Origin of the sequence: Vibrio anguillarum, assembly GCF_001989995.2 — a bacterium.
Lineage (GTDB): Bacteria > Pseudomonadota > Gammaproteobacteria > Enterobacterales > Vibrionaceae > Vibrio > Vibrio anguillarum.
On record NZ_JAHGUP010000052.1, the window covers coordinates 44189 to 54231 of the forward strand.

Here is a 10043-nt window from a genome sequence, read left to right on the forward strand (position 1 = left end):
TTTTAACCGCCTTTTTGGAAAAATGGATTTGAGGTTATAGTTGTATGAAACCTACTAAAACTATTGCGGCTAGCTCAGGGGCTCCCTCGGCTAAAAGCGCAAATTTGTTCTACAATCCTACTTTTCGTTCAGTCGCCTTTCAAATTATTGCTGTTCTCGTTCTGTTTTTTTTCTTTTACACCATTGTGACCAATGCACTTTCTAACTTAAGTTCTCGAGGCATTGCCACGGGGTTTGACTTCCTAGATCAAGAAGCTGGCTTTGGGATTGGCCTTACTTTGATCGAATACAATGAAACCTTTAGTTATGGACGAACTTTTATCATAGGTTTGCTCAATACCGCGCTAGTTTCTTTTTTAGGCGTTGTATTTGCCACCCTTTTAGGTTTTTTTATCGGTATTGCCCGTCTCTCTTCTAACTGGTTAGTCAGTCGACTTGCTGCTGTGTATATAGAAATCTTCCGTAATATTCCTTTATTACTGCAAATTTTCTTTTGGTATTTTGCCGTGTTACAGGCTCTACCATCGCCTAGGCAAAGCATGCAGTTAGGGGATTCTATTTTTCTCAATGTACGTGGTCTGTTCTTCCCTGCTCCCATTTTCGAAAGTGGCAGCACATTTATCTTTATTGCCTTTCTTGCTGGCTTACTAACCACCTTAATTATTGGCATTTGGGCTCGAAACAAACAGCGTTTAACAGGTCAGCAGACGCCTATGGGTAGAATTGCGGCTATCTTGTGCATTCTACTTCCTGTCATTGTGTACTTTGCTATGGGCCGTCCAGTGTCAGCAGAGTATCCACAACTGCAAGGATTCAACTTCCAAGGTGGCATCAGTATTATCCCTGAGTTAGCCGCACTGCTGATTGCACTAAGTATTTATACGGCCGCATTTATTGCCGAAATTGTCCGTTCTGGCATTAATGCGGTGAGCCATGGTCAATCCGAAGCAGCAATGTCATTAGGATTATCTCGTTCAAAAACATTAAAACTCGTGGTCATTCCTCAAGCGCTGCGCATCATCATTCCACCACTCACCAGCCAATATCTGAACTTAACCAAAAACTCATCATTAGCGATGGCGATTGGCTACCCTGATTTGGTTTCTGTTTTTGCCGGCACAACGCTCAATCAAACGGGTCAAGCGATTGAAATTATTGCGATGACTATGGGTGTTTACCTCACTCTCAGTTTAACGACATCGGCATTAATGAATATCTATAACCGTAAAGTTGCTTTGGTGGAGAGATAAGATGAAAGTACATCAGTTTCAACCTAACTTGCCACCGCCAGCCAATACCGTTGGCTTCATTGGGTGGCTGCGCAAAAATCTTTTTAATAACGCACTCAATTCCATCGTTACACTGATCTTAGGGTATTTCGCCTTCTGGCTTGTTTGGCATACTGTCGATTGGGCGATTATTAATGCCGATTGGGTAGGCACACAACGTAGTGATTGCACCCGGGAGGGGGCGTGTTGGGTGTTTATTAGCGTACGCTGGGATCAGTTTATGTATGGATTTTATCCAGAAGCTGAGCTCTGGCGACCTCGCCTCTTCTATTTCACTCTTGCTATTTTTAGTGCGTTGCTCGCCTATGAAAATACACCGAAAAAAACGTGGATTTGGTTGTTTTTTGTCAACATCTACCCATTTCTTATCGCGGCGTTACTCTATGGAGGCTTTTTCGGCCTAGAAGTGGTTGAAACGCATAAGTGGGGAGGCTTATTAGTTACGCTGATTATTGCCTTAGTTGGGATTGTTGTTTCGTTACCGATTGGCGTTGTACTGGCGTTGGGCCGACGTTCCGAGATGCCCATTATTCGCAGCCTATGTACCGTTTACATCGAGGTTTGGAGAGGTGTGCCACTGATTACAGTTTTGTTTATGGCATCCGTTATGCTGCCTCTGTTCCTCTCGCAAGGCTCGGAAACGGATAAATTGGTTAGAGCATTGATTGGGGTGGTCATGTTCAGTTCGGCTTATATGGCAGAAGTGGTTCGTGGTGGTTTACAAGCGATACCTAAAGGTCAATACGAAGCCGCCGATGCGTTAGGTTTAAGTTACTGGAAAAAAGTCGGTTTGATTATTTTGCCGCAAGCACTGAAGATCACGATCCCATCTATCGTTAATACCTTCATTGGCCTATTTAAAGATACCAGCTTAGTACTCATTATCGGGATGTTTGACGTGCTCGGTATTGGACAAGCTGCCAATACCGATCCGGATTGGTTAGGCTTTTCTACTGAAAGTTATATATTTGTCGCGTTAGTGTTCTGGGTGTTCTGCTTTTCTATGTCTAGATATTCGATATGGCTTGAAAACAAACTCCATACTGGTCACAAACGATAACTACAAATCAAGGACGTATTATGACGCAGCAACGCAACCTCGCACCTTCTGAAGAAATCATGATTCAGATTAATGATATGAATAAATGGTACGGTGAATTTCATGTACTAAAGAACATCAATCTTACCGTTAAAAAAGGCGAAAAGATCGTTATTTGTGGCCCTTCAGGCTCAGGAAAATCGACCATGATTCGCTGTATTAACCGCTTGGAAGAGCACCAAAAAGGACAAATCGTCGTCGCGGGCAACGAACTGACGGAAGATCTTAAAAATATTGAAGCCGTGCGACGCGAGGTCGGTATGTGCTTCCAACATTTCAATCTTTTTCCACATTTAACCGTGTTAGAAAACTGTACACTCGCTCCAATTTGGGTAAAAAAGATGCCTAAAGGAGAAGCTGAAGCGGTTGCGATGAAGTATTTGGAACGCGTAAAGATTCCTGATCAAGCCGACAAATATCCCGGTCAACTTTCTGGCGGTCAGCAGCAACGAGTTGCGATTGCACGCTCATTGTGCATGAACCCACAGATTATGTTATTTGATGAACCAACATCTGCACTTGACCCGGAAATGGTACGGGAAGTATTAGATGTTATGGTTGAACTCGCAGGAGAAGGCATGACGATGCTTTGTGTTACCCATGAGATGGGCTTTGCTAAAGAAGTGGCCGATCGCGTTATTTTCATGGATGCTGGTGAGATCATTGAAGAAAATAACCCTGTTGAATTTTTTGAAAATCCTCAATCCGATAGAACGCGCAATTTTCTCTCTCAAATTCTCCATCATTAATGGATTAACGACCAACAAAGAGAGAGGTGAACATCACCTCTCTCTTTGTTTATGAGCATAGACACATGGTGTTACACATTCTTTAACATCTAAGTGACTATTTTTATTAAAATTTACACAAAACAAATACGATACAGGGCTTGCTTTTTAGCTCATTCAGCCCCATAAATGTACAAACAAACATAAACCCTTACGAGGAAGATTATGAACAGCCCTATGTTTACTCGCTCAGCTAGCTTAGAGAGCACACTACAAACTAATAAAGTGTTGAAGAATACTTACTTCTTGCTTTCAATGACTCTTATCACTAGTGCTATTGCTGCGATGGCAACAATGGCAATGCAGATTTCACCATTCATGGCACTCGCTATGCAGTTGGGAGCAATCGGTATTCTATTCTTCGTGATGCCTAAAGCCATTAACTCTTCTTCTGGTATAGTGTGGACATTTGTGTTCACCACATTAATGGGCGGTGCTCTGGGCCCAATGCTTAATCACTATGCGGCAATCCCGAATGGCTCTAGCATTATTGCTCAGGCACTCGGTCTTACTGGCCTTGTTTTTATGGGCTTATCCGCTTATACCATTACGACTAAAAAAGACTTTTCGTTCATGAGAAGTTTTTTAATGGCAGGCCTCATTATTGTCATCGTTGCGGCGATTATTAATATTTTTGTTGGTTCTACCGTTGGCCAACTTGCGATCAGCAGCATCGCGGCGCTCGTGTTTTCTGGTTTTATCCTATTTGACACAAGCCGCATCGTACGAGGTGAAGAGACAAACTACATTAGTGCTACCATCTCAATGTATCTAAATATCCTGAACTTGTTCACAAGCTTATTGGCTATTCTAGGCATTATGAATGACGACTAATTCACGTCGACATTTTGTCCAAACGAGCCCGCAAGCCACAGCTTGCGGGCTTTTTGCTTTCTAAACAGTTGAGATCACACATTCACTACGCTACCCTAAACGCGGATTTTTAATCGAGTAATAAAGATGTTTGAATACAATGGTAAAACCGTCGAAACTGATGCTCAGGGTTACCTCCTAGACCATACCGAATGGGAAGAAGGAATGATCCAGACACTGGCCAGTCAGGAAGATATCGAGTTAACAGACGCTCATCTAGAAGTCATTTTGTTCGTGCGCCACTTTTATGAAGAGTTTAATACTTCACCCGCAGTGCGTATGTTAGTCAAAGCGATGGAAAAAGCGCATGGTCCGGAAAAAGGCAATAGCAAATATCTGTTCAAACTCTTTAAAAAAGGCCCGGCCAAACAAGCAACTAAACTTGCTGGGTTACCAAAACCTGCCAAATGCTTGTAGTGCGAAACTAAGCCCCCAAGCAACTTAACCATACAAAATACAAAGCGGTGCTACTTTTAAAGTATTTCGAATCCGCTATATTTTTCAGTATAAGAAAGAAGTGACTCACGCGACACCAACATTACTTTCGCCGTTTTGGGGCCTTGTTGAAGCCACTGATAAAACTGCTCCAAATTTTCACTATTCCCAATGGCGATGACTTCAACCTCGCCGTTATGTAAATTTTTAGCATAGCCTGTTAAGCCTAGCTTTAGTCCTTGATGAGCGGTGTGATAACGAAAACCAACCCCTTGGACCCTGCCTGTCACGATAAACTTGTCGCACTGTTGAGCCATTTGGATCCCTCTCTTTATGTTTAAATACTCAATCATTTATCTACTAAAATGCGTCGTTCACTATAATGAAAGAAATGACAATGGGTTAATTTGATGTACATCCCATAGACACTCTCCCCAAACAATTTCCTTTATTTACGTATGACGCTCGCTCTTTGTTTGCTTTCCATTACCTTTTCTATGAAAATACGCCCCCATTTTGAATATTCATCGAGTAATGTATGACAGCTGCAATCTATCTAGTCAAAGGCCGTGAAAAATCTTTGCGCCGTAAACATCCATGGGTCTTTTCCCGAGGGATCAGCAAGGTAGAAGGTGAGCCTAGCCTTGGAGAGACCGTCGACGTTTATACTCATGATAATCAGTGGTTAGCAAAAGCAGCCTATTCCCCTACTTCTCAAATTCGAGCTCGCGTCTGGAGCTTTGAGAAGCAGGAGATCAATGTCGATTTTTTTGTGAAACGGCTCGAAGATGCACTGTTAGTTCGCCAGGAGATTATTGAACGAGATGGTCTTACAGGCTTTAGGCTGATTGCAGCAGAATCAGATGGGTTGCCCGGTATTACTATCGATAAGTATCAAGATTATCTAGTATGCCAACTGCTTAGCGCAGGGGCTGAATACCATAAAACAAATATTGTTAAAGCGCTGACAATCGTTTTCCCAGAGTGCCATGTTTACGAACGTTCAGATGTTGCCGTTCGTAAAAAAGAAGGTTTAGAAGAGCGCATGGGCGTGCTGCATGGCGATGAGCCGCCAAAATCAGTCATTATCGAAGAAAATGGCGTAAAAATTAGCGTCGATATTGTTGGTGGACACAAAACAGGCTTTTACCTAGACCAACGTGACAGCCGCCAGAAATCAATAAAATATGTGAAGGATAAAGATGTCCTTAACTGTTTTTGTTATACCGGAGGCTTCGGTTTGTATGCTCTTAAAGGCGGTGCCAAACGTGTAATTAATGCCGACGTCTCACAACCTGCATTAGATACCGCCAAATACAATGCAGAGATCAATCAATTCGATATCTCCAAAAAACGCGCTGTATTTTTAAATGCCGATGTTTTCAAATTATTGCGAGAATACCGTGATCAAGGAACGCTGTTTGATGTGGTGATTATGGATCCACCTAAGTTCGTATCGAGTAAAAATAACCTGATCTCCGGTGCAAACGGTTATAAAGACATCAATATGTTGGCAATGCAAATTTTAAAACCGGGTGGCACTTTACTCACCTATTCATGCTCTGGCCTTATGGGCACCGATCTCTTCCAAAAAATCATTGCCGATGCGGCGCTCGATGCAGGTCGTAGCGTTAAATTTGTTGAAAGGTTCGAGCAAGCCGCTGACCACTTAACAGATTCAGCCTACCCTGAAGGGTTTTATCTAAAAGGGTTCGCCTGTAAGGTGTTGTAAGCCGTATTTTATAGGCAGCAAGAAAAACCGGAGCTCTAATCAAGCTCCGGTTTTCGTTATTTTAGTCCTTTAAATGGTTTAGGTTATCCATCAAGCTACTGGTGATATCCGCAGCTGACGCACCATCAAAGTCCACGGTCAATGTTTGACCCGACTTGACAATCGTTAGGTGCGATTCATGTTCATTTCCTGTAACACGGATAGATACATCGTCCGCAACACCTTGATGATCTGCACCACCCAGTCCATCAAGCAATGCTGTGATCTCATCTTTGGTCATGTCTTCAAACAAATCGGAAAAATCTAACGAATCCCCTTCCGAACGATGGAAGTCAGTAACGCGGTCAGTCGCGGTTTCCATCTCAACCCATTTAAAGATATCTGCACCATCACCACCAGTAAGGATATCATTGCCTAAGCCGCCAATTAGAACATCATTCCCAGCACCACCATCTAGAATATCATTACCAGTACCACCGCGAAGGCCATCGTTCCCTTCGCCACCGTAGATATGGTCATTACCCGAGCCTCCAAAGAGGAGATCTGTACCTCCTTGGCCGAATATACGATCATCGCCACCACCGCCATGAGCTATATCGACGTAAGCATTACTAGCTCCCGGGATATTGAGTGCGCTGTCTTCGTTATTGGCATCTTGTAGCCAAGAGCCATCAAGCCCAGTCCCAAAACGATCCAAAAGATCGGAAGCCGCCATCTCTTTTAGATGAGCCTGTGTATGATTATCCAAGCCGTCAACATGACTATCACCAAGATAAATAATGTCATCTCCTTTTCCGAGATAGACATAATCACCACCATCGCCTACATCCACGACTAAACCTTTTTCAACATGATCGTGATAAGTCACCGACGATGAACCGGCACCCGATGTTGACCACTGCACTTTTTGATTTGACGTAGTGGTATCGTATAGCTGTATCGAATCAATGCTATTTCCTTCAGCTTTAATGTCGTGCCCAACAACAAATGTTAGTGAACTTGAGCTTGTATCCCCATCGTTATCTTTTAATGTATAGTCGAAAACCAATTGGGTATCCGATGAAATAGTTGCCCCAAAGAACTGGTAACTGCCATCATCCAAATCAATAATTAATGAGTGTTTATCATTAATATAAATTGACAAAGTATTGGTTGTAGGATCAAAACTATGGGTCAGAGATGAAGATGTCCCCATAACTGATATCGATTGGCCATCGAATAAATAGGTAACATCGCTGATAGTAATACTCGCTATCACTCCCCCATCAGCTCCCATCCCATAACCATCAACAGGTACAAGAATATTCCCGCCGATAGGTTGAATGACAGATTGTAATAAAATAGGGGGAAGCTGAGTCACGTCAGACACTACTATAGAGCCTGTATCTACATTTAAATGGCCATCATAAGCAACCTTATCTAATTCTCCTTGCGGAACATTATTCCCCATACCATAAGCAAGAGAGGTGATTTTGTTTTCTTGTAAATGACTAACCCAACTATCAAGCTCATCTTTCTCTATGGTGTTAAAGTTTTTCACACCATTTTTCCAATCGTATCCTTCGGGTACACCATCAGATAAGAAATAACTCACATTGCTAGCGCCACTTAATGGCTCACCATAACCGAGACCAGACCATTGATTCTGTGCCAATTCAATAGCGTGATCATAATCTGTACCTCCAGAAGCCGTTAGGCCCATTATGTAGTTTTTGGCTTGTTCAACCGTCATCCAGTAAGAAGAACCATTATGGTAAGGAGAAGCTGTTGCATTAAATAACAGTAATTGGACCTGAGTCTGACCAATAGCTTGATATTGATCTAATAACTGTACCGCTGATTCTTTCATCACTTGAAGACGAGTTTTACCGTTGCCAGCCTCCCAAGCCATAGAACCCGACACGTCTAAAATCAACTGAACATTGGCGCCTTGTTTAGTCTCTGATTCTAAGACATGCAAAATGTCTCTTGCTAACGGCGCATCATCTTCAATGACGAGAGTAACAACACCAGTACCGATTGCTCCTGCCGCATTTTTCGCTTCAAGTGGGATCTCGATAGCTAAATGATCTTCACCTGCCTTATCTGGATGATCGATAGGTGCATGTAACACACTATTTACTTTACCTTGATCATCTAACGCAAACTCGACAACCTTATTACCATTTGCAGAACCAGTGAGCATCTGTTTATCTGACGATAATGACCAAGTGATTGCAACACCATTAGATGTGTATTGATCACTCGGTAGACCAATGGACAATTGAGTAACGTTGGAAAGACTTAACTGACCATCAACTGAAGCTTGGTTAGTCGTATCTTGTGAACCAGTGACGGATGCGTCATCTGCTATACCGCCTTGTAAGCCTTCTTCAGAAACATTGAGCGTCAATTCACCAATAACAGGCGGAGACACAGGCTTGACCGCAAAACCAAGCACAGCACTGTCACCATCGGCATCAGTAACTTTCACTTGGAAATCAATATCTCCATCACCTAACGGCGATTGTATATTTTGATACTGGTAAAACTCCCATTTTCCCGTTGTCGGTGTAAACTCGAGTTTGAAGACTAAATGCCCTTCTGCATCTTTACCAGTCAGAGTATTTGCTCCTACTAATCCAACAGTAATGTCAGAGCCAGTAACCGTTTTGAGTGTCGCAGATTCATCCAGGCCAACTAATTGCAGTGCCCCTCGACCATCGGCCCCCCATTGCGGTTCAACGACACCAGAACCATAAGCAATTGGCTGCGGCGCATCCGAACCAAGAAACTCGATATTTTTAACGGTAAAGTCACTATTATCTTTATGATTGAACGAGTTACCATTATCAGTAGCTTTGATAACCATCGTATCAAAGCCACCCTGCTGCACAGAAAAGTCTTTAGCGTAATCTCCACGGTTTTCATCAGAGGTAAAACTTTGAGTTGCAATCAACTTCCCATCTCGCCAAAACTCAACAATCCCACTTTCACGCTCACCACCAAACATTTTACTAAACTCAATTTTCGCACCATAAGCTACCGTGTTAGGATCGAGTTTAATAACCAACTCTTCGGATGCAGAGCTGCCATCAGAAAACTTCCGAAAATCAACTTCATTAGCAAGATTATGGTACGGAGAACCCTTACTACTAACGCCGATACCTTCGCTGTCACCATTAATATTTGCACTAACTAACGTGGATGATAAAGCTGAAGAGAATCCTTTTGCAGTAATAGTAAATTGACCACCGTCAATCGTGGTCCTATTACCACGGTAACTCGTTAGATCAAACTGGCCAGTTAACACATCAGGGATGTCAGTTGCTGTGGCAGCAACTGGATCCATCGCATGGTCGCTAGGTGCATCGTCTTCAATGATGATAGATAGTTTGCTTTCCGTTGTGGCTTGCCCATCTGAAACAAATACGCCGAGATCTAAACTCAGTGTATCTTCTTGGGAGCCATCTGGATGGTCGACAGGGTTGAGTAAAGTGACTGTATAGTTCCACTCGCCCTTGCCACTTGCATTAGGAGCAGTAAGCTCGATTTCAATAACGGATTTAGAATCACTCCCAGATGTAGAGCCTATGAGCTTGTGATTTTGAGCATCCCATTCCCAAACGACTTCCATACCTCCCGACGTGATGCCCTCCGGGCCCGAAAGAGTGATCTCTACGGAATCGCTATCTACATCATCAATTGTGATGGTGCCAGATGCCCTAATTGCGTCGCTTGTATCTGAGGATCCAATATCATCTTGAAGCCCACCAGATAAGCCTTCCTCGGAGAGAGGCGCAATGCTTGAGATTGCGATGCTTGGCGCGTCGTTCGCACCATTGATG

General features: G+C 43.0%; 8 protein-coding genes. 6 read left to right on the forward strand and 2 right to left on the reverse strand.

Going from position 1 to position 10043, the window contains the following annotated elements:
- The first annotated feature begins 44 nt into the window (after positions 1–44).
- The 5 genes from PL85_RS13120 to PL85_RS13140 all read left to right on the forward strand — a co-directional run bounded on the left by PL85_RS13120 (position 45) and on the right by PL85_RS13140 (position 4466).
- Positions 45–1250: an amino acid ABC transporter permease gene (locus PL85_RS13120; RefSeq protein ID WP_088728833.1), complete on the forward strand. Its 1206-nt coding sequence runs from the start codon at positions 45–47 to the stop codon at positions 1248–1250.
- Between the two features lies 1 nt (position 1251).
- On the forward strand, positions 1252–2349 hold the full coding sequence (locus PL85_RS13125; RefSeq protein WP_026028006.1) for an amino acid ABC transporter permease: 1098 nt from the start codon (positions 1252–1254) through the stop codon (positions 2347–2349).
- Between the two features lie 20 nt (positions 2350–2369).
- Positions 2370–3137, forward strand: a complete 768-nt coding sequence (locus PL85_RS13130) for an amino acid ABC transporter ATP-binding protein (RefSeq protein ID WP_013856933.1) — start codon at positions 2370–2372, stop codon at positions 3135–3137.
- A gap of 204 nt (positions 3138–3341) precedes the next feature.
- On the forward strand, positions 3342–4010 hold the full coding sequence (locus PL85_RS13135; protein ID WP_010318447.1) for a Bax inhibitor-1 family protein: 669 nt from the start codon (positions 3342–3344) through the stop codon (positions 4008–4010).
- Positions 4011–4136: 126 nt separating this feature from the next.
- Positions 4137–4466, forward strand: coding sequence for a TusE/DsrC/DsvC family sulfur relay protein (locus tag PL85_RS13140; RefSeq protein WP_064625147.1), 330 nt, complete (start codon positions 4137–4139; stop codon positions 4464–4466).
- A 56-nt stretch (positions 4467–4522) separates the two neighbouring features.
- On the opposite strand, the gene yccX is transcribed toward PL85_RS13140, so the two are convergent.
- Positions 4523–4801 carry an acylphosphatase gene (gene yccX, locus PL85_RS13145; RefSeq protein WP_064625145.1) on the reverse strand — a complete coding sequence of 93 codons (279 nt, stop codon included), beginning with the start codon at positions 4799–4801 and terminating at the stop codon, positions 4523–4525.
- Between the two features lie 221 nt (positions 4802–5022).
- Here yccX and PL85_RS13150 point away from each other — a divergent pair, with 221 nt between their 5' ends.
- Positions 5023–6216, forward strand: coding sequence for a class I SAM-dependent methyltransferase (locus tag PL85_RS13150; protein WP_047689509.1), 1194 nt, complete (start codon positions 5023–5025; stop codon positions 6214–6216).
- Between the two features lie 61 nt (positions 6217–6277).
- Here the strand turns inward: PL85_RS13150 and PL85_RS13155 are convergent.
- A partial coding sequence (locus tag PL85_RS13155; RefSeq protein WP_194573181.1) for a VWA domain-containing protein occupies positions 6278–10043 on the reverse strand: 3766 nt, incomplete at its 5' end.